This is a genomic window from Aerococcus suis (assembly GCF_900176325.1).
GTDB lineage: Bacteria > Bacillota > Bacilli > Lactobacillales > Aerococcaceae > Aerococcus > Aerococcus suis.
This window is the reverse complement of the sequence record NZ_FWXK01000004.1, coordinates 56,842-80,322: the sequence shown is the minus strand read 5'-3', so window position 1 is coordinate 80,322 and position 23,481 is coordinate 56,842. Positions and strand designations below refer to the sequence as shown.

Genomic DNA, 23,481 nt, shown 5'->3' with positions numbered 1-23,481 from the left:
TTAAATTAGGGAGGTTGGCCCCTTGGTAGACGTAAATAAATTTGAAAGTATGAAAATAGGTTTAGCATCTCCTGATAAAATTCGTTCTTGGTCTTACGGCGAAGTTAAGAAACCAGAAACGATTAACTATCGGACGCTAAAAGCTGAAAAAGACGGTCTATTTTGTGAACGAATCTTTGGTCCTACTAAAGACTGGGAATGTTCATGTGGTAAATACAAAGGCATCCGCTATGCGGGTGTCGTTTGTGACCGCTGTGGTGTTGAAGTGACACGTGCTAAAGTTCGTCGTGAACGTATGGGTCACTTAGAATTAGCAACACCAGTGACACACACTTGGTACTTTAAAGGTATCCCAAGTCGTATGGGACTTATTCTAGATATGAGTCCACGGTCATTAGAAGAAGTGATTTATTTTGCTTCTTACGTGGTTACTGACCCTGGTGAAACACCTTTAGAATATAAACAATTATTATCTGAAAAAGAATTTCGTGATAATAAAGCGGAATATGGTAATAAATTCCAAGCTGGTATGGGTGCGGAAGCCATTAAAACATTATTAAAACAAGTTGATTTAGATGCTGAATGTGCAGACCTTAAAGAAGTCTTGAAATCAGCAACTGGTCAAAAACGGACGCGTGCGATTCGTCGTTTAGACGTCCTAGATGCATTCCGTAAATCTGGAAATGAACCAAGTTGGATGGTTATGGATGTTGTTCCTGTAATTCCACCAGAATTACGTCCAATGGTTCAATTAGATGGTGGCCGTTTTGCCACTTCTGACTTGAACGACTTGTATCGTCGTGTGATTAACCGTAACAACCGATTAAAACGATTATTAGATTTAAATGCACCTAATATCATCGTGCAAAATGAAAAACGGATGTTACAAGAAGCTGTCGACGCATTAATTGATAATGGTCGTCGTGGTCGTCCAGTCGCTGGACCAGGTAACCGTCCATTAAAATCTTTATCACATATGTTAAAAGGGAAACAAGGTCGTTTCCGTCAAAACTTGCTTGGTAAACGTGTCGACTACTCTGGTCGTTCTGTAATCGTGGTTGGACCATCACTAAAAATGTATCAATGTGGTTTACCAAAAGAAATGGCATTGGAATTATTCAAACCATTCTTAATGAGTGAATTAGTGGCACGTGATTTAGCAATCAACGTTAAACATGCCAAACGTAAAATTGAAAAACGTGATGATGATATTTGGGATGTTTTAACAGATATTATTCGGGAACATCCAGTATTACTTAACCGCGCACCTACGCTTCACCGTTTAGGTATCCAAGCGTTCGAACCAATCTTAGTGGATGGGAAAGCGATTCGGTTACACCCATTAGTATGTGAAGCTTATAATGCCGACTTTGACGGTGACCAAATGGCTGTCCATTTACCATTAGGTGCTGAAGCTCAAGCCGAAGCACGGTTGTTAATGTTAGCGGCTACTCATATCTTGACACCAAAAGACGGACAACCCGTTGTTACGCCTTCTCAAGATATGGTATTAGGTAACTACTACCTAACAATGGAAGAACCTGAAGTTGCTGGTGAAGGAATGAATATCAGTTCACCTTCTGAAGCTCACATTGCTTATTTAGATGGACATGTTCAATTACATACGCGTGTGGCAATTTCTACTAACTCTATGCCACATAAACCTTGGACTGAAAATCAACAAAATAAATTGATGGCAACAACAATCGGTAAAATCTTCTTCAATGAAATTTTACCTGACAACTTCCCTTACATTAACGAACCAACACAACGTAACTTAGAGGTTCAAACGCCAGATAAATACTTTATGGAACCTGGTGAAAATGTTAGAGAATTTATTAAACGTCAAGAAATGATTCCACCGTTCAAAAAAGGTTATTTACAAGACATCATTGCTCAAGTCTTTAAACAATCTAAAGTAACGGAAACATCTAAAATGCTTGATGCCATGAAAGATCTAGGATTTAAATATTCAACGAAATCAGGTATTACTGTAGGTATTGCAGATATTACTGTTTTACAATCAAAACCTGAAATTATTGAAAAAGGACATAAAATTGTAGATAAAATCACGAAACAATATCGTCGTGGTTTAATTACGGATGAAGAACGTTACGAACAAGTTATCGATACTTGGAACGGCGTTAAAGATAAAATCCAAGAAGAACTAATGTACAGCATGGGTTACGAAAACCCATTCTTCATCATGTCAGACTCTGGTGCCCGTGGTAACATTTCTAACTTTACACAGTTAGCTGGTATGCGTGGTTTGATGGCTGGTCCAAACGGTCGAATCATTGAATTGCCTATCACATCTAACTTCCGTGAAGGATTATCTGTACAAGAAATGTTCATCTCTACTCACGGTGCTCGTAAAGGGATGACAGACACGGCCTTGAAAACAGCCGATTCAGGTTACTTAACTCGTCGTTTAGTAGATGTTGCTCAAGATGTCAGCATTCGTGAAGCCGATTGTGGTACTGATCGTGGGTTAACGGTTACTGCCATTATGAATGGTAATGAAATGATTGAAACATTAGAGGAGCGTATTACTGGACGCTATGCGCAACATGAAGTTCGTCACCCTGAAACTGGTGAAATCATTGTTGAACATAATCAATTAATTGATGAAGCACTAGCTAAAAAAGTCGTAGAAGCTGGTGTGGAAGAGGTAACGATTCGTTCAGCCTTTACATGTAATACACGTCATGGGGTATGTAAATACTGTTATGGTCGTGACTTAGCGACAAATGGTGAAGTAGAAGTCGGAGAAGCAGTAGGTACTATCGCTGCACAATCTATCGGTGAACCAGGTACACAGTTAACAATGCGTACATTCCATACTGGTGGGGTTGCCGGAGATGACATTACTCAAGGTCTTCCACGGATCCAAGAAATTGTTGAAGCTCGTCACCCTAAAGGACGTGCTGTCATTACTGAAGTTGCTGGTACGGTAACTGATGTTAACATTGATGAAGCGGCTCGGACGAAAACAGTTAATGTTAAAGGATCAGTTGACGAACGTGAGTATAAAATTCCATACACAGCTCGTTTACGTGTAGAAGAAGGAGATACGGTATCACGTGGTCAACAATTAACAGAAGGTTCAATTGATCCGAAAGAATTACTACGTGTTACAGACTCATTAACCGTTCAAACCTACTTACTTGCTGAAGTACAACGGACATACCGGATGCAAGGGGTAGACATTAACGATAAACACGTTGAGGTAATGATTCGTCAAATGATGCGTAAAGTTCGTGTACTTGATCCAGGTTCTACAGACTTACTACCTGGTAAATTACTTGATCTTGGTGACTTTACAGATGCTAATAAAGAAGCGATTATGCAAGGTGACATTCCAGCGACTGCTCGTCCAGTCTTACTAGGAATTACTAAAGCCGCTCTAGAAACAAATAGTTTCTTATCAGCTGCATCATTCCAAGAAACAACGAAAGTGTTAACAGATGCTGCTATTCGTGGTAAACGCGATAACTTACTAGGTCTTAAAGAAAATGTTATTATTGGTAAAATCATTCCTGCTGGTACTGGTATGGCAAAATACCGTCATATGCAACCTAAAAAAATGAATGATACGCAATCAATGGTATACGATGACCAACAAATGACGACACCATCAGAAGATATTGATTATTCTGAATTAAAAGAATCTTAATCGCTTATAGCGGTTGAGTTATTGAAAAGCCTTTGGAGAATTTCCAAGGGCTTTTTTATTTTTAAAATAGATTTGGATTAAAATAGTAGACTAGTGAAATAATGGGAAAACTCAAAGTGATAAATGGGAAGAATGGGATTCCTTCTAGCGAGCGATGCGTAACATAGTTGTGACAAAGAATATAGAGTAATGCTAATGAGGTAGCTATTTGTAGCCACATTAGACCAAAGTGAGCCGGATAAGTTAAACTGAGTAAGCTAATTGTTTTAATATCAGCGCCCCCAATACTTTGAGGCCATATTTTATTGATTAAAATAAAAAGTAATAATAAAACAATCGGTTGAAACCAATATATAGGGATGGCTAGTAAGGCGTGGTTAATCATGATAATAGCTAATAAAATGAGCTGTAGACGATCTGGTACCCATTGCTTGTGATAGTCGCTGACACTCATAATAAAAAGCATACTGAAAATAGCACTATTAAATATGGGATGATTCGTTGTCAGTAAGAGTACTATGACACTCAGAGCATAAACTAACTCGCCAAATAAATATTTTTTAGCGATTGGATGTCTACAGTGAGAGCAATGAAATTTTGTGAGTAATGGACCGATAAGTGGCATTAAGTAAAGAGGATGAATTGGATGATGACAATAATCACATATTGAACGCCCCCAAAGAAAAGACCGTTGAGTCACTAGTCGCTCGCCAATCACCATAAAAAAAGAAGCTAGAATTAGTAAAAAATAGGCTATCAATCCTTTTAATAACAACATTTTTATCACCTCGATAGTAAGTACGGAGAAAAAAATCAAAAAAATATTCTAAAAAGTATTGACGTCTGAGTAGGATGATGATATTATGTAATAGTTGTCGATGACGAACGACACAACATGATGGAGAATTAGCTCAGCTGGGAGAGCGTCTGCCTTACAAGCAGGATGTCGGGGGTTCGAACCCCTCATTCTCCATATGACTCGTTAGCTCAGTTGGTAGAGCAACTGACTTTTAATCAGTGGGTCACAGGTTCGAATCCTGTACGGGTCATTTTTAATAATAAGCCGGCTTAGCTCAGTTGGTAGAGCATCTGATTTGTAATCAGAGGGTCGAGGGTTCAAGTCCTTTAGCCGGCATCGCTACAGTTATGCGGAAGTAGTTCAGCGGTAGAACATCACCTTGCCAAGGTGGGGGTCGCGGGTTCGAACCCCGTCTTCCGCTTAAAAAATAATTGTAGACAATATCTTAAATAAGTGCTATAATGTTCAACATAACGAAGCGCTGATAAAGCGCCGGGGTGGCGGAACTGGCAGACGCACAGGACTTAAAATCCTGCGATAAGTGATTATCGTACCGGTTCGATTCCGGTCCTCGGCATTTACATTTTAATATTGATATGCACCCATGGCTCAACTGGATAGAGTACCTGACTACGAATCAGGCGGTTGCAGGTTCGAATCCTGCTGGGTGCATTTTTATTTGCGGGAAATAGCTCAGCTTGGTAGAGCACTTGGTTTGGGACCAAGGGGTCGCAGGTTCGAATCCTGTTTTCCCGATGTTTAAGGATGAGGCAATTGTCTCATCCTTTTTATTTTGTTAGCGAATGATATCTAAAAATAGGTTTGAAATAGGTTTGAACGTGTATTCATCTTACCTTTCTAGCGCTATGAATTGACACTCTGAAAAAATTTTCGTATGATAAAGTAAATAGTCAAAATTAGTCAGACTTGAGGTGAGAATAATGCAAAATAAAAATATGTCTGATATTATTGAAGCTTATATAAAAAGTGTTTTGCAAGAAAATCAACGAATAGAAATTCAACGTAAACAAATAGCCGATCATTTTGACTGTGTTCCTTCACAAATTAATTATGTTATTAAAACACGTTTTACACCAGAAAATGGCTACGCTGTTGAAAGTAAGCGTGGTGGTGGAGGTTATATTCGGATTATGAAATTAGCGATTGTGGATGATTCTGAAATTATCGATGCGATGCTATCGGTCATTGATGATACAGTGACATTACGTAATGCGATTGCGATTATTAATAATTTAGCCGCAAACGACGTCATTAATCAACGAGAAGCTGAAATAATGTTTTCAGCGATTGATAAAGATGCGTTGGGGAAATTTATTAATGCCCCTGAAGTACGCGCTGTGATTTTAAAAAATATGTTATTAAAACTCAAATATCAAGAAACGAAATGAGGCATGATACTTTATGAAAAAAAAATATACTAATAATGCCGCAAAAGCACTAGAATTAGCGAAAAAATTTGCTAGTGACTTTCATCATTATTCCATTAGTAGTGCACATATCTTATTAGGGGTGTATGAAGTTCAATCTGGTATTGGTTTTGCTGCGTTATCTCGTCAGTTACCAGACTTTGCTGAGTTATTAGAAGAAACTGAAATGATTATGGGGTATGGTAATTATGCAACGACGTCAGCCTCAGATTATGTTTTCTCTCCTAAGAGCCGTGTGCTATTAGCCCTAGCAAATAAAGAAGCTGAAAATCTAGACAGTGATAAAATCGGGACTGAGCATTTATTATTAGCTATTTTGGCTGAACCGATTTTAGCAACTCGTATTTTGGAAAACCTATCAGTCGATATTAATCGTCTAAGAAAAGATATTTATCGTATGTTAGGGAAACGTCCTCCTGTTCAACAACGGAGATCAAATAATAAATCAGCTATGTTAAACGGAAATAAACAAAAACCTGAAAAAAAATCAGTTTTAGAAGGATTAACAAAAGACTTAACTGCTATGGCACGTGATGGTCAGTTAGATAAAGTTGTCGGGCGAAAATTTGAAGTTCGTCGTTTATTACAAGTTTTAAGTCGGCGAACGAAAAACAATCCAGTACTAGTGGGAGAACCAGGTGTTGGTAAAACAGCTATTGCTGAAGCAGTAGCTTTGATGATTGCAGAAGGAAATGTTCCTCATAATTTAGCGAAAAAACGGTTATTATCTCTCGATATGGGCTCACTAGTAGCTGGAACGAAATATCGTGGTGAATTTGAAGATCGCGTCAAAAATATGATTGCTGAAATCGAAGAAGATGGCGATGTTCTTTTATTCATCGATGAATTGCATACATTAATTGGTGCGGGTGGTGCAGAAGGAGCCATTGATGCTTCCAATTTACTAAAACCTGCCTTAGCACGTGGAACGGTTCAAGTGATTGGGGCAACTACCCTTAATGAATATCAAAAATACATTGAAAAAGATGCTGCACTTGAACGTCGCTTCGCCAAAGTTCAAGTGGAAGAACCAAGTGAAACTGAAACTGAAGCGATTTTAATGGGCATTAAAGAAGCGTATGAAGATTATCATCAAGTGACGATTACAGATGAAGCGATAGAAGCTGCAGTTAAATTTAGTGAACGATATATTTCTGATCGTTTCTTACCTGATAAAGCGATTGACTTAATGGATGAAGCAGCTGCTACAAAACGCTTAGATTATGATGTTAACCATCAAAATCAAACGACAAATCCAGCGAGTCTTGAACAGCAAATGGAAACATTAGAAGCTGAAAAATTAGATGCCATTCAACAGCAAGATTATAGTAAAGCTGGAGAATTACATGCTAAACAGATGGAATTGTCTAAGCAAATGTCTAATGAAGCGGATGACGATACTGAAAAAGATCAAAACGCAGAGTTAGCGATTAATAGCGAAGACGTTGCAAAAGTGGTTTCTATGTGGACACAAATTCCTGTTAGCCAAATGCAGTTGTCTGAAACGAAACAATTGGTTCACTTGGCTGATGACTTACATCACCGCGTAAAAGGGCAAGATGAAGCAGTAGATGCTGTCACACGAGCGGTCAAACGCTCACGTAGCGGAATCAAAAATCCGAACCGGCCTATTGGCTCTTTCCTATTTTTAGGACCAACAGGAGTAGGTAAAACAGAATTAGCCAAAGCGTTAGCTGAACAATTATTTGGTTCAGAAAAACAATTATTACGGATTGATATGTCTGAATACATGGAAAAATACAGTGTGAGTCGATTAGTAGGTTCTGCGCCTGGATATGTCGGCTACGATGAAGGTGGACAATTGACTGAAAAAGTTCGTCAACACCCATACTCTGTTATCTTATTTGATGAAATTGAAAAAGCTCATCCAGATGTTTTCAATATTTTATTACAAATATTTGATGATGGTTACGTAACAGACAGTAAAGGTCGCCATGTTGACTTTAGAAATACTGTATTGATTATGACGTCTAACTTGGGTGCCACAGCTTTACGTGATGAAAAAGCAGTCGGTTTTGGAGCTACTGACGTTACTGATGACTATGAGGCAATGAATAAACGAATTCGTGCTGAAGTGAAACAAACGTTTAAACCTGAGTTCATTAACCGGGTTGATGAAATGATTGTCTTCCATAGTTTACAACCAGAACAAATAGAAGAAATTGTTCAGAAATTTATTGATAATCTCGTTAACCAATTAGCCGAAAAAGCGATTGATTTGCGTGTAACGGCGGCAGCTAAACGAGAAATTGCTAATATTGGTTTTAGTAAAGAATATGGGGCACGACCATTACGTCGAGTCATTCAAAACCAAATTGAAGATCCGCTTAGTGAATGGTTAATTGATGGTATTATCTCAGCCAATGACCGTGTGACGGTCGGCGTTTCTAAAGGACAATTATACTTAAAAGTTGTTCGTGAAGATGGTACTGAATATAAAGAAGATGTTGAAACCATGCAAAAAGCAGAAGCAACTTTAGGTGTCTAAATGTTGTTACTTAAAGTCGGGAATTTTCCCGACTTTTTTGTATGTATTGTAAACGAATTCGCTTCAATATTTTGTTAAAATTAAAAGAGGTAGGTCGCTTTTTGCGATGGTATCGTTTACAATAAACAGTATATAATAATTTGCTCAATAGAAAAGGTAGGATGTTAAAATGGAAAAAATTAGTGATCATATGACTTTTCAATTTAAACAACAAACACTAAATCTTAACAACTCTACAATGCTTTGTGGGATTGTGAACGTAACTCCTGATTCTTTTTCTGATGGTGGTAAGTGGTTTGGTAAAGACGAAGCCATTAAACACGCCAAAGATCTTATCAATCAAGGGTGCCAAATGATTGATATTGGAGGAGAGTCGACTCGTCCTGGATCAACTTATGTTGAAATTGATGATGAAATTGAGCGAATTTTACCAGTGATTAAAGAATTAAAAGCAACAACGGATGTCATTATTTCTGTTGATACTTGGAAATCAGAGGTTGCTAAAGCAGCTATTGAGGCAGGAGCCGATATTATTAATGATATTACGGGCTTATTAGGTGATGCGAAGATGGCTGAAACCATAGCTCAATCAGATGCCGGTGTTATTGTCATGTTAAATCCGGTGATTGCTCGTCCTAATCATCCATCTGCTAAAATTTTCCCACAATTTGGAGCTGAAGGGGTATTTAGTGATGATGAGTTGGCGGCTTTTAGCGAGATGTCAGTTGTTGATATGATGGCGACGTATTTTGACAAAAGTATAGCTGTTGCCCAATCAGCTCACTTACCTAAAGAACGGATAATGCTAGATCCAGGAATTGGCTTTGGGTTGACCAAACGTGAAAACTATACATTATTGAAAAACTTATCGCTTATTCATGAGTGGGGGTACCCATGCTTCTTAGGAGTATCTCGCAAACGGTTTATTCAAAACACTTTAGTTGATGCAGGTTTTGATACAGATACAGAGACAACAGCTGGGTTTGAACTTCGTGACCAAGCGTCTGTTATCTTAACAGCAATTGCCGCCTTAAAAGGTGTGGAGGTTGTTCGGGTTCATAGTGTTCGTGAACATTACATGGCTAAAACGATTGCTGATAATGTACGACATGCTGAAGATCTAGCAGATACTAATTTTGAGGCTTATCAAAATAAATAGGAGATTATATGTTTAAAATTAAATTAAATAATATGCGATTCCACTCATATATTGGTGTCTTTCCTGAAGAAAAGAAACTGGGACAAAATATTGCTATCGATTTAGAAGTAACGATTAAAGCGAGTGTGAGTCGTGATGAATTAGATGAAACGGTCTCTTACGCAGTTTTTTATGACTTAGTTGCAGATTATATTAAAAAGTGTCGGGCAGACTTAATTGAAACATTAGCTTTTGATATTGTGGAATTAATTAAAGCATCAAGCCCTGATAAAATTGATACCGTTAAAGTCAATATTCGTAAACTACAAGTCCCTATTAACGGCTTATTAGATTCAGCTGAAGTGGAATTGGAGGCGTAGTATCATGACACATATTGCTTATCTCAGTATGGGATCTAACATAGGCGATACGAAAGATAATCTTACTAAAGGAATCGCTAAACTAATTAGTCATCCTGAGATTTCTTTAGAGGAACAATCTAGTGATTATCGAACATCACCTGTTGGCGGGGTAAAACAAGATGACTTCCTGAATTTGGCGGTGAAAATTACAACATCTTTAACCCCATATGAATTATTGGCATATATTCATCAAGTTGAAGCTGCCCTGCATCGTAAACGTCTCATTCATTGGGGGCCTAGAACGTTAGATATTGATATTGTTTTTTTCGATGATAGGGTATCAGAAGACCCAGATTTAACGTTACCCCATCCAGAAGTGTGGAATCGTTTATTTGTTTTAGTTCCTATACAGGAAATTATGTCGGCTGATTTTCACTATTATCATCGAGTGAATCAACGAATTGATGAATTACAGCAAACAGAACAATCTATAGAAAGAATAGGGAACTCACATGAATGAAGAAAATTTAAAACATATTGAACAGTTAGTCAGAGAAATTTTAATTGAAATTGGTGAAGATCCGGATCGTGAAGGGCTAATTGAAACACCTAAACGAGTAGCTAAGTCGTTACAAGAAATTACGGCTTCCACAACTAAAGAAGAATTTACTGAAGGGAAAATGTTTCCAACTGAAACAACTGGAAATGATCAATTAGTGAGTGTCAATAATATTCCTTTTTATTCTATGTGTGAACACCATATGCTGCCATTCTTCGGAACGGTTAATGTCGGGTATCTACCACAAAATGGGCAAATCATTGGTTTATCTAAGATTCCTCGTTTAGTGGATTATGTATCGAAAAAATTGAACGTCCAAGAAAATATTACTCGTGAAGTAGCTGATATTTTAATGGAAATTACGGATGCCAAAGGGGTAGCAGTGGTGGTGGATGCTCGCCACATGTGTGTTGAAATGCGTGGTGTTGCTAAAAATAATTCAGTGACTCGAACGACGTATTTCTTAGGGGCATTCAATGAAGATACCCAGTTGCGAACAGAATTCTTACAAACATTACCTAAGGTCGGATTTTAATGAGTGGTGAATTTATGTCATCGATTCCTACTATGCGTTATGGAGAGGGAGATCGAATTGGTCTTTTGCGCCAAATTCTAGTAGGTTTGAATCATCCTGATGAACATTATCCCATTATTCATATAGCGGGAACGAATGGGAAAGGCTCTACTGCCCAAATGGTCACAGTTTTATTATCTGCTCATCAATTAAAAGTTGGCTTATTTACTAGTCCGCATCTTGTGACTCCTCGTGAATCCGTTCAAGTAGCTGGAGAAATGATTTCAGTTAAAGCGTTTAAGAGTGTCGCTTCACAAGTCAATCGAATTCTTAAAGCTTATGGCTGGACAACACCGGATATTTTGTCTGAATTTGAATGGACTTTTTTAATCGCTCTTGAATATTTTAAACAAATGGACTGCGATTACGTGGTGCTAGAATGTGGTGTTGGTGGCGCTTTAGATGCGACGAATGCGATTACTCAGTCGGAAACGGCTATTTTTACCAAAATAGGGTTAGATCATTTAAATTTATTAGGAGATACATTAGAAGAAATTGTCGCGACTAAAGCGGGGATTATGCGTTCTCATCAACTCGTTGTCATTGCTCCTGAGCAAAAACCAGGAGTGACGTCTCAGCTAAAATCTGCTGCCAGCTTGTTGCCAGAAACAGAGTGTCTGAAAGCAGACCTGACGAATTTGCAAACAGTTGATAGGCATACATATCGATATGTTAGAGATAATAATCAGGAAGTAACAATAACACTCGGCTTGCCTGGGGAGTTTCAACGGGAAAATTTAGCAACCGTTTTGACATGGTATGAGATGTGGTTGGATAAGAATCATCTGGCTTGGAAAAATGACTCAGTTCAAAAAGCATTAGCATCCGTTCATTTACCTGGTCGGTTTGAAAAAGTCAATAATCATCCGTTCATTTTAATGGATGCTGCGCATAATTTAGATGCCATAACTTCTTTAATAGAAAGCTTACAAGCAGCTTTTCCTCACCAAACGTTACGAATCATCTGTGGTTTTTTAAAAGATAAAGATGTGGCTCATATGGTAGAGAAGTTACGGGTATTACCTGCTAAATGGTGGGTAACACAACCTGACTTCCCAGGACGTACTTTAACAGCTGAGGAATTAGCAACCATTTTTAATCGTTATAATATATCTCCTCAAGGAATCTATTCCAATCCTAAAGAGGCATTAGAAGTTGTTATGCATCAAGAAGAAACGACACCTATTATTATTTTAGGATCCTTTCACTTAATTAAATGTTTGAGAGGTGAGTTTGATGTCTGATTTAAAATCAATTGTGACATCCGCAATTAACGATTTAGAGCGTGCTAATTTTTCATGGTGGTCGCATGAAAAAGCACAATTATTATTGGAGAAGCTACAAAATGTTCAATCTAGGGAGCTTAACAATCGTCAATCATTAAGGCACTTATCAGCTTCCATGGTGGTTAGAAAACAAGATAAGATGGTGTTTATTGAACATCCTTATTTACATCAGACCTTACTTCCCGCTGGGCATGTTGAACCGGGAGAAATTCCTATAGAAACAGCGGTAAGAGAACTAATGGAAGAAACAGGATTAGCGGTTGCTGATGACAATCATACTCAGTTGATTGATATTAATATCATTTCAATCCCAGCGAATCCTATTAAAGGAGAAGGACCGCATGAACACATTGATTTAAGATATCGGGTTTCTGAAGTTAACCAGACACATCAGACTCCAGAATTACCTGTTAGTTGGCTCACCTATGCTGAAGCACCAGTAGAATTTCAACCCTATTTTGGGGATTAGTTAGGCTATGATAGGAACTATTAAAGGACTTGTGCTATAATAAACAAAAGTAATGGAGGAATGACTATAATGAAAAATTCAACCAAAGCAACTTTAATTGCTCTCGGAGCGATTGCTGGAATTGCAGCAATCTCAGCAATTGCGGTTTATGAAGAAGATAAAAATAATCGTATTTCTGATTTAATGGATGATGCTGGACGTCATGCACGTCAAGCAAAACGCCAATTGCGTCGCCAATGGGATGATTTATCATTTACAACGGATCGACCAACGACAGAACGTCTAGCAGATTCAGCACGTGATGTCTATGATCAAGCGATTAACCGTGGCAAAGATATTGCCCGTCATATTAAATAGGAGAGTAACTGAAGCGGATTAAGCGCGACAGTTACAATATGACAGAATAAAATGGGCTGGAATGTTTTCCAACCCATTTTTATTTTAAGGAGAATAAGGATGAATCTAACACCAATGCGTTTTGGCGATAAACAATGGTATCTTGTTTGGTCTAATCAAGGAATTCATGGCTTAGATACTTCCTTGGCATGGTTAGAGAAGCGCTTTGCTTTTGTTGAACAGTAGGAGGTAGTATCTGACTCACCTTATATAGAAATGATTCAAAGGTATTGGGAAGGAAACCTAGAGGAGCACGCTATACCTATTCAATTGTTATGTGGAACCACCTTTCAACAACAAGTATGGCAAGAATTACTGACCATACCTAGAGGTGAAGTGAGAAGTTACCAGGAAATAGCCACTCAATTAGGGAAACCAAAAGCGGTACGTGCCGTAGCTCATGCTATTGGACAAAATCCTATTTTAATGTTTATTCTGTGTCACCGAGTTATAAAACATAACGGGGAATTAGGTGGTTATAGAGGAGGCGAAGATTTAAAAGCAAAATTATTGCAATTAGAAGGCTTTATCATTAATGAAAATGCTAAATGACTGTAAATAGAGATAAATTGTGTGGGGAAAGATATGAGTAAGTTTCAACAAATTGCTTCAGATTTGAGTCAAAAAATACGATCAGATTATTATCCGGTAGGGAGTTATCTACCAAGTGAAAATGAATTAACAAAACAATATCGAGTTTCAAGAGAAACGATTCGTAAAGCACAAAAATCGTTATTAGATAATGGATTTATTCAAAAGCAACAAGGCAAAGGGGCTTTAGTTTTAGACCATGAAAGGTTCTCTTTTCCAATTAGTGGGTTAACGAGTTATAAAGAATTACAACAAGCTCAAGGATTTCAAACAAGTACGCGAGTGGTTGTCAATGAAATGGTTAAAACACCAGATTTTCTATTAGATAAAGAAGATATTCGTCCAGATGAGACGTTTGTTCATCTCGTTCGTTGTCGTGAAATGGACGGTATTGCAGAAATTATTGATGAAGATTATTTACGCCTATCATTGGTCGGTGAAATCAGTGAAGAAGTCGCTAAAGATTCTATTTATCAATATTTTGAGAATGAGCTAGGACTAGCGATTGGCTTCGCAACTAAAGAAATTATCGCGACTCCGGCTAGTTCGATTGATCAGAAATATATGGCATTACATGCTGAGGATCATGTTATCCAAGTCAATAGTTATGTGTATTTAGATGATACGCAATTTTTCCAATATACGTCGTCCCATCATCGGTTAGAAAAATTCCGTTTTGCTGAATTTGCTCGTCGTCAGTCACAATAAATTATAAATGTTTCCTAATAGGAAGGAAGAGAAAAGTGAAGAAGAAAAAGACTTGGCAGATGCCAAATACGTACATTATTTTATTATCTATTGCAGTTATTATGATGATTGCCACTTGGATTATTCCTGCGGGGGCTTTTGAACGAATTGAAGAAGCAGGCAGGACAGAAGTTGTGTCAGGCTCTTTCCATTTCGTTGATCAACAACCACAGACACCTTTCGATTTCTTTAGGGCTGTTCCTAAGGGATTAGTACAGACAGCTGAAATTGTCTTTTTTGTATTGATTGGTGGCGGTACCTTTAAAATTTTTGAAGAATCGGGAGCGTTAAATAAAGCGATTCAAGCAGTAGCAGATAAATTAGAAGGTAGAGAATATTTTTTAATTCCGACAATTATTTTTATTTTTTCTCTCGGTGGCGGCACAATGGGATTAGCAGAAGAAACATTAGTCTTTCTTCCATTAGTGTTACGTTTAGCTACGGCAGTAGGTTATGACCGTTATGTTGGATTGTCTATGGTGTCTTTAGGAGCAGCGATTGGAGTTTATGCTGGCTTTATGAATCCCTTCTCTATCGGTGTTGCCCAAGTTGTGGCAGAACTTCCTATTTATTCAGGAATGGGATTCCGACTCATTGTTTTATTTGTGATGTGGGTCGTAACGTCATGGTATGTCATGCGTTATGCTAAACATCATCCTGCCAAGGAAAATGATATGCAAATTTCTGATGTTTTAGATGATGAAGTGAAAACATTAAGTTTAAGTGGTAAGTTACAAATTATTGTCTTCGCCGGTGGGTTTGCCATGATTGCTGTTGGCGTTTTAATGTTTGAATGGTTTATTACAGAGCTATCCGCAATGTTCCTTATTATGGGAATGGTAGGGGGACTGTTAAGTGGGCTATCTTTTTCTAAAATCGCTGTTCTCTATATAGAAGGTGCTCGAGAATTACTAGGTCCAGCGGTAATGATAGGGTTAGCGAGATGTATTCTTGTGATTATGGAAGATGGCCAAATTATTGATACGATGATTTATTTCTTGACTACGGTATTGAAACAATTACCTAGTTCATTAGCGGCAGTTGGGATGTTCTTTACGCAAGTATTATTAAACCCGTTTATTCCATCAAGTTCAGGTCTAGCAGCAGTTTCTATGCCTATCATGGTGCCAATTGCTGACCATTTAGAAGTGACTAGACAGACAGCGGTATTAGCCTTCCAATTTGGAGAAGGGTTCCTAGATTCTCTAGTTCCTACTAGCGGTGTTTTGATGGCTCAGCTAGGTATGGCTAAAATTGATTGGCCAGATTGGTTTAAATTTGTATGGAAATTAATTGCTATTTGGATGGTTATTGGGATTGCTTTCCTATTAATTGCCAATGCTATAAATTATGGACCGTATTAGATAAGGAAAGCATATTATCTGCAATCATTAGGAGCATTTGCTATAGTGAGGGCAGGAGGTGATAGAATGAAACAAGTAACAATGGAAGAATTTTATGAAAAAATTCAAAGTGGTGAAACGATGAACATTTTAGATGTTCGTCCTAAAGAACGATACGATGAAGGTCATGTTCCTGGAGCTAAACATTTTCCACTATCTAAAATTGATGATAATTTAGATCAAATTAATAAAAGCGAAACATATTATATGATTTGTCAACAAGGCAAAGGGTCTTATAAAGCGACACAAATTTTAACTGAAAAAGGTTATGATGCCATTAATGTGGAAAAAGGCACTAAAGACTATCCAGGAGAATTAGTTTCTGAATAAAAAAGAAGTTGCGAGCATAATTTGCTCGCAACTTTTTTCGTTATTGCTTAATAAAGGCAATGGTTTCAAAAGGAGATAGTGTCAATTCAGACTGTAGTTGATTCGTCTCATCATTACCGATAAGTTTTCTATAACCAGATAAGAACTCATCAGCGACTTGAATATCAGCAGGTTCTTCGCTGAAATTGCTATAAACAACAAGGCTTGAAGACTCTAATTGTCGTTTATAGGCTAAAACAGTTGGATGATCAGAGAGCAACTCTGTATAATCACCTTCCTGAATCACGGGCAGTTGTTTTCGTAATTGAACTAGTTTTTGATAGTAAGAAAAGATATGACCATTTTCCTGTTCATTTTTAACATTAATTTGTTGATAGTTATTTGGAATGCCAATCCAAGGTGTTCCCGTGGTAAAGCCAGCATGTTGACTGTCATCCCATTGCATAGGCGTCCGACCAGCATCACGCGATTTATCACCAATAATGGCGATAGCTGTTTCTTCATCAACACCTTGGTTCAATAATTCGCGATAGGCATTGTAAGATTCAATGTCTCGATAGTCATCGATGGTATCGAAGTAAGGATTGGTCATCCCAATCTCTTCTCCTTGATAAATGTAAGGTGTTCCTCTTAATAAATGAATCGTTGTTGCTAACATTGTGGTGACTTTAGCGTTATAACTTGGGTTGTGAGTCAACCGTGAATTTGCTCGTGGTTGATCATGATTATTCATAAATAACGCATTCCAGCCCTCATTATCTGTCATTCCTTGTTGCCACTCAGCAATGATACGTTTGAAAGCAGGAATATCAAAAGGCGCTTGTGTCCATTTATTGCCATCTTTATAATCGACTTTTAAATGGTGGAAACTGAATATCATACTTAATTCGTTGCGATTGGGACGAGTATAGCCAATACCATTAGGAACATTAGTAGAAGACATTTCTCCAACGGTCACGATATCTTTATAACGTCCAAAGGTGCGTTCGTTAAGTTCATTTACCCATTTATGAACAATAGGGGTATCGGTATATAATGCTTTTTCTTGAGCGGAATTAGGCGCTCCACTATCGACAAACTCTTCTTTACCGATGACATTTAAGACATCGAAACGCATCCCTTTGATTCCTTTTTCTAACCAAAAATTGGCAATTTGATATAATTCTTCTCGCACATTAGGATTATGCCAATTTAAATCGGCTTGTGTCACATCGAAAAGGTGAAGATAATAATTTCCGGTATCTCCGAATGGTTCCCATGCGGGGCCACCAAATTTAGAGGCCCAATCTGTTGGTAGGGAGCCATCAGCTTTAGGTGGTTTAATGTAATAAAAGTCTTGATAATAAGGATCTCCACCTAAAGCTTTCTGGAACCATTCATGTGCTGTTGACGTATGGTTTAATGGGAAGTCTAACATTAATCCCATTCCTCGTTCATCAGCTTTTTGTACTAATTCTTCGAAATCAGCCATGGTCCCAAAATCAGGATTAATCGCTGTATAGTCGCTGATATCATAGCCATTGTCGTTTTGAGGGGAAGGATAAAAAGGATTCATCCAAATTAAATCAACCCCTAATGATTGAATATAATCCAATTTTTCGATGGCACCACGTAAATCCCCCATACCATCACCATCAGAGTCTTTAAATGACTTAGGATAAAGTTGATAGATGACTTTGTCACTGAAATGAGATTGCATATATTAGCCTCCTATTTATTAAAGAATGGAATATTAAAATCTAAGCCGCTATTGGTTAAGATATCTTTTTTCTTGAAGAATACGGTCAATGCGAATGGAACAACAATTGCAACGGCCATTGCGACCAAGAACGGAATCATAGTTTGCCATTGGATGACTAAGAATCCAGGTAACCCTCCGACACCGATAGAGTTTGCTTGAACTTTAAAAACAGTTGAAATTAATCCAGCTAAACCAGAACCAATCATCGCTGCTACGAATGGGTAAACGTATTTTAAAGTTACCCCAAACATGGCTGGTTCAGTGACACCTAAGTAAGCGGAAATAAAAGATGGAATTGTAATTTGTGATTCCTCTTCATCGTGACGAGTCATCCACCATACCCCAACAACAGCAGAAGCTTGCGCAATATTAGATAGGGCAATTATTGGCCAAAGACCTGTTCCACCGAAATCAGCCACTAACTGAGAGTCGATAGCATTAGACATATGATGTAGTCCAGTAATAACTAATGGAGAATAGAACGCTCCGAAAAGAATACCGAATAACCAACTGAATGAGCCTGTTAATCCAATATAGAATAATTCACCAATCCAAGAACCTAGTGTCCAACCGATTGGACCAAGAACGGTATGCGCTAAAATAATTGCAGGAAGTAACGCTAAGAACGGCACAAAAATCATTGAAATCATTTCAGGGATGACTTTACGCCAGAATTTTTCTAAATAACCTAAAGCTAAGCCAGCGAATAAAGCAGGCAATACTTGAGCTTGATAACCAATCATATCAAGATGGAAGAATCCGAAATCCCAGAAAGGAACCTCATTATTTGCGATAGCTGCTGGCGCATCATAAGCATTTAACAATTGGGGAGATACTAAAGTAATTCCTAAAATAATTCCTAGAATTTGAGTGGTTCCCATTTTACGAGTAACTGACCATGTAATACCAACGGGTAAGAAGTGGAAAATGGCTTCTCCAGGTAACCATAGAAACGCATTGACTCCTGCCCAAAAAGGACTAACTTCGGTAATGGTTTGTCCATTTAAGAAGCTCATTGGGACGCCTTCGAGGATATTACGGAAGCCTAAAATTAACCCCCCGACAATAATTGCTGGAATAATAGGGGCAAAGACTTCGGCTAAAAAGGTCATGGCGCGTTGTAATCAGTTTTGGTTATTAGCAGCCGCTGCCTCTTTAACATCAGCTTTTGATGTTCCTGATACGCCAGAGACTTTTTCGAATTCATTATAAAAATCGGCCACTTTATTACCAATAATAACTTGAAATTGTCCCGATTGCGTAAATGTTCCTTTGACGGATTTAAGTTCTTCGATGGCTTTAGCATCTGCTTGTTTAGGGTCTTTCAATGCAAAGCGCATCCGAGTGGCGCAATGGGTCACAGCTTGAATGTTTTCGCTTCCCCCAACATGAGAGAGCAGTGCTTTGGCATCATGTTTAAATTCTTCTACCATAGAAAATCCTCCTTAAAATAACCGCTAAAATTACTTGTCTATACAAGTTGGTAGTATTATATCATGTAAGCGATTTATTATCAATAACGTTCTTACGATATAAAGTGACACTAATTTTTTTATCTATTTTTATATCATATTACTTTAAATTGCTGATTTGCTCATGCTATGATTGGTGAGTAAATTGAAGTGATGGAGGATACAAAAGTGGATATAGGGTTACGATTGCATCAGCTACGGCTAGCAAAAGGACTAACAGTTAAGGAAGTAGCTTGTGAAGCAGAAGTTTCCCCAGCGTTTATTTCAGCGGTGGAACATCAGCAATCAAGTATTTCATTTATGAAGTTAGAAAAAATTTGTGATGTTTTAGAAGTGTCAATGTCAGATTTTTTCTTGGACAATATTGAGCCTATTGAACAAGAAATTTCACATCGGGTGCATCAGTTAAGTGAGCATCAGAAACATGCATTGTACCAGTTTTTATTAACTATTACTTAATAAGTGTAAAGGGAGAGAAGAAATGTCTGAAAAAGAGTTTTATCAGTATACTATCGACGAAACGATAAAAGAATTTGATGTCTCGCAAGACGAAGGATTAAATGATGATCAAGTAGAATCAGCGCGAGAAAAATACGGGACCAATGAGTTAGAAGAGCAAGAAAAAATGAGTTGGTGGGAGATTTTATGGGATAAAATCAATGACCTCATCGTTTACTTATTATTATTTGCTGCGTTATTATCTTTCTTAACTGGAGAACCAATTGAAGGCTTTGCTGTTATCATTGCGATTATTTTATCAGTATTAACCGGGTTTATTACGGAATATTCAGCCCAAAAATCAGTAGATTCCCTTCAAAGTATGGGATCAACAAGTGCTAAAGTTCGTCGTAATGGCCAAGTACAAGAAATTGATTCAGCTGACATTGTACCAGGTGATATTTTAATTTTAGGCGAAGGTGCTGCTGTTGCGGCAGATGCTCGTTTAATAAAAACGAAAAACTTAGCAGCGATTGAAGCAGCCTTAACAGGTGAATCAGAAGCGGTTGATAAAGATGCTGAAGAAATCTTCGAAGATGAAGAGGGAATTGGTGACCGTTTAAATATGGTTTTCCAAGGAACCGCAATTACCCGAGGAACTGGAGAAGCAGTCGTTACTGAAACCGGTATGGATACCGAGGTTGGTAAAATTACCGAAATGCTTCACGACAGTGAGAAAAATGAAACACCTCTTGATATTGAGCTAGATAAATTAGGTAAAGTCATTATTGTTGCGGCAGCCATTGCTGGGATTTCGGTATTGATTACTGGATTGATTACAGGTCAAGAATTGACTGAAATGTTCCATATTGCTGTTATTTTAGCAGTAGCTGCTATTCCAGAAGCAATGCCAGCGGTAGAAACGATAACATTATCTCGTGGTATGAAAACAATGGCTAAACATAAAGCCTTGGTGAAATCATTACCAGCCGTAGAAACATTAGGATCAACGTCAGTCATTGCTAGTGATAAAACTGGAACGTTAACTGAAAATCAGATGGCAGTTCAAAAAATTCGCTTAGCCGATAATACTGAGTATGATGTTTCTGGTACAGGTTATACGCCAGAAGGTAAAATTACTAAAGATGGCGAAGAAGTCAATTTAGATGAACATACCGAACTAAAAAGTATGATTGCTTATGGATTATGGGCAAGTGATGCTGAGTTAACAAAAGAAGATAATGGTGAGTATGACATTATTGGTGACCCTACAGATGGGGCATTAACAGTATTAGCTGAAAAAATGGACATTACTCGTGATGTTATTAAAGATGCGGGTTATGAACGAATTGATGAAATTCCATTTGATTCTGAAGCTAAATATATGGCCGTTCATTACGATGGACCAAACGAAATTGTAGTTATTAAAGGGGCACCAGATGTGCTATTCGATATGACGGATATGTCTGATGAAACCCATGATACTTGGTCACAATACAATGAAGAATTAACAGAGCACGGATTACGTGTCATTGCTTTAGCTAGTTTAGAAGTTGAAGGAAATGATAAAGGAAAATCAATCGAAGAGATTGTCGAAAATCATCCGAATGAATTTACCATGGCTGGTCTATTCGGAATTATTGACCCACCACGTGAAGATGTTAAAGAGTCTATTGAATTAACCCAAAATGCTGGTATTCAAGTCAAAATGATTACTGGTGATCATCCAAAAACAGCTTCTGTTATTGCCGAAGAAATTGGTATTAACAATAGCGAAAATACGATGACAGGTAAAGAAATTGATGAAGCGTACGGACAAGATGATTTTGTAGAGAAAATTAGAGAAACTGCTGTATTTGCTCGTGTTTCTCCGGAAAACAAATTACAAATTGTTGAAGCCTTACGTAAAGAAGGCGAAGTTGTTGCGATGACAGGGGACGGAGTAAATGATGCCCCAGCATTAAACGGTGCAGATATCGGAGTTGCTATGGGTATTCGCGGAACTGAAGTCGCAAAAGAATCTTCCGATATGATTTTAACGAATGATCGTTTTGGAACGATTGTTGATGCGGTTCGTGAAGGACGTATTATTTTTGAAAACATTAAAAAATATGTATCCTTCTTATTCTCATGTAACATGGTAGAGATTACAGCCATTTTCTTAGCAACTGTCTTCTTATTACCGTTACCAATTATGCCACTACATGTTCTATTCTTAAACTTGATGATTGATATCGGACCAGCGATGGCGATTGCATTTGAAACTGGTGAAGAAGATATTATGGAACGTGGTCCACGTGATAGTAATCAAGGATTGCTAAATAAACAATTTTTAGGACGAATTATTTTTAGTGGATTAGTTATTGGATTAGCCTCATTTGCATTCTTTATGTTCTTAGGACAAAATGAAAGTTTAACTTTAGAATATCGTCAAACAGCGGTATTTAGTTTCATGGCGATTGCTCAATTAATGCATATTTTCAATGTTCGCGAAACCTCACGCTTTGGTTTAGACCGAACATTATTCAAGAATAAATTCTTAGTTGGTGCGATTGTAGTTTCAGTACTACTATTATTAGTCGCTGTTTATGCACCATTTATGCAAACAATTATCGGAACAGAAAGTTTACGTGGAATTACTTGGGCGTATATTGCAGGAGCTGGAGTCATTACGACATTCTTAGTTTATCTATTGAATAAATTAATTGTTCGTTTAGAAAAATAAGCAGTTGTAGCCTATTAAACTGGTTGCCTAAAATGATTGTACAATCATTTTGAGGTAATCAGTTTTTTTGTGCTCTAAATATTTAAAAACACATGATAAACTATTTAATGATTGGAGGTGAATGAATGACATCAACTGAAGAAGGGAATACAGATACAAACCAATGGACAGCCAAAGAGCGTCGAGTCCATGAATATTGGATGAGAGAAGCGATTAAAGAAGCTCGAAAGGCTGAGAAATTACGTGAGGTACCTATTGGAGCAGTCGTTGTGTATCAGAACCAGATTGTTGGACGTGGCCATAATTTACGAGAAACGAGTCATAACGCAACCACTCATGCGGAAATGTTAGCTATTCAAGAGGCCAATCATACCTTAGACAATTGGCGATTAGCTGATTGTGATTTATATGTCACTCTAGAACCTTGTCCAATGTGTAGTGGGGCCATGATTTTAAGTCGAATTCGCCATGTTTATTTTGGCGCTTATGATCAAAAAGGTGGAACAGCAGGAACGTTAATGAATTTATTGACTGATTCACGGTTTAACCATCAAGTTGAAGTGACTGGTGGCGTCCTGCTCGATGACACTAAAGCTCTTTTACAAAATTTCTTTAAGCAATTACGTGCAGAAAAGAAAGCAATGAAAAAAGCAAAACGAGCAATAGAAAATGAGGATAAAGGGTAAATAATAAGTGTTGTTAGAGTAACAAATAAAAATTTTTTCATGCTTATAGTTAAATAGGAAGAAACTGTACGAAACCGCTTAGAATGTCTATTTGTAGAGCGTAACGACTTAAAAAGGTGTTAAAAAAATGTT

At 37.7% G+C, this 23,481-nt stretch carries 18 protein-coding genes, 7 tRNA genes and 2 pseudogenes; 24 read left to right on the top strand and 3 right to left on the bottom strand.

From position 1 onward, the window contains the following. Positions 1 to 22: 22 nt before the first annotated feature. A complete protein-coding gene (gene rpoC, locus B8955_RS04640; protein WP_084099076.1) occupies positions 23 to 3,676 on the top strand; it encodes a DNA-directed RNA polymerase subunit beta' in 3,654 nt (1,217 codons plus the stop codon). 61 nt (positions 3,677 to 3,737) lie between these two features. Here the strand turns inward: rpoC and B8955_RS07110 are convergent, their stop codons facing one another. Continuing rightward, positions 3,738 to 4,454, bottom strand: a complete 717-nt coding sequence (locus tag B8955_RS07110) for a prepilin peptidase (protein ID WP_084099075.1) — start codon at positions 4,452 to 4,454, stop codon at positions 3,738 to 3,740. A gap of 122 nt (positions 4,455 to 4,576) precedes the next feature. Between B8955_RS07110 and B8955_RS04630 the strand changes: the two genes are divergently transcribed. From B8955_RS04630 to B8955_RS04535, 20 genes and pseudogenes are all read left to right on the top strand, one after another. Next, positions 4,577 to 4,649: transfer RNA gene (locus tag B8955_RS04630), tRNA-Val, on the top strand. Between the two features lie 3 nt (positions 4,650 to 4,652). Continuing rightward, positions 4,653 to 4,725 (top strand) — tRNA-Lys (locus tag B8955_RS04625). A 13-nt stretch (positions 4,726 to 4,738) separates the two neighbouring features. Then, positions 4,739 to 4,811 (top strand) — tRNA-Thr (locus B8955_RS04620). A 13-nt stretch (positions 4,812 to 4,824) separates the two neighbouring features. Then, positions 4,825 to 4,896, top strand: a tRNA-Gly gene (locus tag B8955_RS04615). A gap of 70 nt (positions 4,897 to 4,966) precedes the next feature. Beyond that, positions 4,967 to 5,052, top strand: a tRNA-Leu gene (locus B8955_RS04610). Positions 5,053 to 5,073: 21 nt separating this feature from the next. After that, positions 5,074 to 5,147: transfer RNA gene (locus B8955_RS04605), tRNA-Arg, on the top strand. Positions 5,148 to 5,157: 10 nt separating this feature from the next. Continuing rightward, positions 5,158 to 5,231 (top strand) — tRNA-Pro (locus B8955_RS04600). A 185-nt stretch (positions 5,232 to 5,416) separates the two neighbouring features. Beyond that, positions 5,417 to 5,884 carry a CtsR family transcriptional regulator gene (locus tag B8955_RS04595; protein WP_084099074.1) on the top strand — a complete coding sequence of 156 codons (468 nt, stop codon included), beginning with the start codon at positions 5,417 to 5,419 and terminating at the stop codon, positions 5,882 to 5,884. A 13-nt stretch (positions 5,885 to 5,897) separates the two neighbouring features. Beyond that, on the top strand, positions 5,898 to 8,432 hold the full coding sequence (locus B8955_RS04590; RefSeq protein ID WP_084099073.1) for an ATP-dependent Clp protease ATP-binding subunit: 2,535 nt from the start codon (positions 5,898 to 5,900) through the stop codon (positions 8,430 to 8,432). Positions 8,433 to 8,622: 190 nt separating this feature from the next. Further along, entirely contained in the window at positions 8,623 to 9,591 is a 969-nt protein-coding gene (gene folP / locus B8955_RS04585; RefSeq protein ID WP_200804268.1) for a dihydropteroate synthase, read from the top strand. An 8-nt stretch (positions 9,592 to 9,599) separates the two neighbouring features. Next, complete coding sequence (folB, locus tag B8955_RS04580) at positions 9,600 to 9,950, top strand: dihydroneopterin aldolase (protein ID WP_084099071.1); 351 nt, start codon at positions 9,600 to 9,602, stop codon at positions 9,948 to 9,950. Between the two features lie 4 nt (positions 9,951 to 9,954). Next, a pseudogene (folE, locus tag B8955_RS07105) lies at positions 9,955 to 11,026 on the top strand (GTP cyclohydrolase I FolE). Next, positions 11,026 to 12,309: a bifunctional folylpolyglutamate synthase/dihydrofolate synthase gene (locus tag B8955_RS04565; protein ID WP_084099068.1), complete on the top strand. Its 1,284-nt coding sequence runs from the start codon at positions 11,026 to 11,028 to the stop codon at positions 12,307 to 12,309. The pseudogene folE and the gene B8955_RS04565 overlap by 1 nt, the downstream one beginning before the upstream one ends. Next, positions 12,302 to 12,820 (top strand): NUDIX domain-containing protein, encoded by a 519-nt coding sequence (locus B8955_RS04560; RefSeq protein WP_084099067.1) that lies wholly within the window; start codon positions 12,302 to 12,304, stop codon positions 12,818 to 12,820. Before B8955_RS04565 ends, B8955_RS04560 begins: the two co-directional genes overlap by 8 nt. A gap of 69 nt (positions 12,821 to 12,889) precedes the next feature. Then, complete coding sequence (locus B8955_RS04555) at positions 12,890 to 13,177, top strand: hypothetical protein (protein WP_084099066.1); 288 nt, start codon at positions 12,890 to 12,892, stop codon at positions 13,175 to 13,177. A 99-nt stretch (positions 13,178 to 13,276) separates the two neighbouring features. Beyond that, a complete protein-coding gene (locus B8955_RS07040; RefSeq protein ID WP_268760132.1) occupies positions 13,277 to 13,402 on the top strand; it encodes a hypothetical protein in 126 nt (41 codons plus the stop codon). A gap of 30 nt (positions 13,403 to 13,432) precedes the next feature. Continuing rightward, positions 13,433 to 13,768: a methylated-DNA--[protein]-cysteine S-methyltransferase gene (locus tag B8955_RS07035; RefSeq protein WP_084099065.1), complete on the top strand. Its 336-nt coding sequence runs from the start codon at positions 13,433 to 13,435 to the stop codon at positions 13,766 to 13,768. Positions 13,769 to 13,801: 33 nt separating this feature from the next. Continuing rightward, entirely contained in the window at positions 13,802 to 14,515 is a 714-nt protein-coding gene (treR, locus tag B8955_RS04545) for a trehalose operon repressor (protein WP_084099131.1), read from the top strand. Between the two features lie 35 nt (positions 14,516 to 14,550). Continuing rightward, entirely contained in the window at positions 14,551 to 15,918 is a 1,368-nt protein-coding gene (locus B8955_RS04540) for a YfcC family protein (RefSeq protein WP_143238381.1), read from the top strand. Between the two features lie 66 nt (positions 15,919 to 15,984). Further along, a complete protein-coding gene (locus B8955_RS04535) occupies positions 15,985 to 16,287 on the top strand; it encodes a rhodanese-like domain-containing protein (protein ID WP_084099063.1) in 303 nt (100 codons plus the stop codon). 40 nt (positions 16,288 to 16,327) lie between these two features. Here the strand turns inward: B8955_RS04535 and B8955_RS04530 are convergent, their stop codons facing one another. Both B8955_RS04530 and treP read right to left on the bottom strand, forming a co-directional pair. Continuing rightward, on the bottom strand, positions 16,328 to 17,986 hold the full coding sequence (locus tag B8955_RS04530) for an alpha,alpha-phosphotrehalase (protein ID WP_084099062.1): 1,659 nt from the start codon (positions 17,984 to 17,986) through the stop codon (positions 16,328 to 16,330). Positions 17,987 to 18,012: 26 nt separating this feature from the next. After that, a pseudogene (treP, locus tag B8955_RS04525) lies at positions 18,013 to 19,461 on the bottom strand (PTS system trehalose-specific EIIBC component); the annotation flags it as partial. Positions 19,462 to 19,668: 207 nt separating this feature from the next. Between treP and B8955_RS04520 the strand changes: the two are divergent. The 3 genes from B8955_RS04520 (at position 19,669) to tadA (ending at position 23,349) form a co-directional block, all read left to right on the top strand. Then, the gene (locus tag B8955_RS04520) at positions 19,669 to 19,959 is read left to right on the top strand and encodes a helix-turn-helix domain-containing protein (RefSeq protein WP_159444434.1); all 291 of its coding nucleotides are present in this window, start codon (positions 19,669 to 19,671) and stop codon (positions 19,957 to 19,959) included. A gap of 22 nt (positions 19,960 to 19,981) precedes the next feature. Then, positions 19,982 to 22,663, top strand: coding sequence for a cation-translocating P-type ATPase (locus B8955_RS04515; RefSeq protein ID WP_084099060.1), 2,682 nt, complete (start codon positions 19,982 to 19,984; stop codon positions 22,661 to 22,663). Between the two features lie 125 nt (positions 22,664 to 22,788). Beyond that, a complete protein-coding gene (tadA, locus tag B8955_RS04510; RefSeq protein WP_084099059.1) occupies positions 22,789 to 23,349 on the top strand; it encodes a tRNA adenosine(34) deaminase TadA in 561 nt (186 codons plus the stop codon). Positions 23,350 to 23,481 lie beyond the last annotated feature (132 nt).